Source organism: Rubrivivax sp. JA1026 (genome assembly GCF_011065555.1).
GTDB classification, from domain to species: Bacteria; Pseudomonadota; Gammaproteobacteria; order Burkholderiales; family Burkholderiaceae_C; genus Rubrivivax; species Rubrivivax benzoatilyticus.
In genome coordinates this window covers 1-748 of the sequence record NZ_JAALCQ010000023.1, presented here as the reverse complement: position 1 = coordinate 748, position 748 = coordinate 1, and the positions used below count along the sequence as shown (strand labels likewise).

Here is a 748-nt window from a genome sequence, read left to right as displayed (position 1 = left end):
GGCCGTTGGCGTAGTCGCGGCACATGCGGGTGTGGAACTGGCCCGTCTTGCCGGTGATGCCCTGCGTGATGACGCGGGTGTCCTTGTTGATCAGGATGCTCATGCGGGTGCTCTCGGCGGGTTACTTGACGGCGGCGACGATGGCGGTCGCGGCTTCGGCCATCGTGTCGGCGGCGATGATCGGCAGGCCCGAGTCGGCCAGCATCTTCTTGCCCAGGTCCTCGTTGGTGCCCTTCATGCGCACCACCAGCGGCACCTGCAGGTTCACCGCCTTGCACGCGGCGATGACGCCTTCGGCGATGGTGTCGCACTTCATGATGCCGCCGAAGATGTTGACGAGGATGCCTTTCACCTCGGGGTTCTTCAGCATGATCTTGAAGGCCTCGGTGACCTTCTCGGCACTCGCGCCGCCGCCGACGTCCAGGAAGTTCGCCGGCTCGCCGCCGAAGAGCTTGATGGTGTCCATCGTCGCCATCGCCAGGCCCGCGCCGTTGACCAGACAGCCGATGTTGCCGTCCAGGCTGATGTAGCTGAGGTCGAACTTGCTGGCCTCGACCTCGGCCGGGTCCTCTTCGTCCAGATCCCGGTAGGCGACGATCTCCGGATGGCGGAACAGCGCGTTGGCGTCGAAGTTGAACTTGGCGTCCAGCGCCTTGATGCCGCCGTGGCCTTCGAGGATCAGCGGGTTGATCTCGGCGAGGCTGGCGTCGCTGGCCATGTAGCAGGCGTAGAGCTTCTGGAACACGTC

2 pseudogenes are annotated in these 748 nt (G+C 64.8%); both read right to left on the bottom strand.

What is annotated here, in order from left to right:
- Positions 1–103, bottom strand: a pseudogene (locus G5B56_RS19745) (succinate--CoA ligase subunit alpha); the annotation flags it as partial.
- A gap of 18 nt (positions 104–121) precedes the next feature.
- Positions 122–748: pseudogene (gene sucC / locus G5B56_RS19740) on the bottom strand (succinate--CoA ligase subunit beta); the annotation flags it as partial.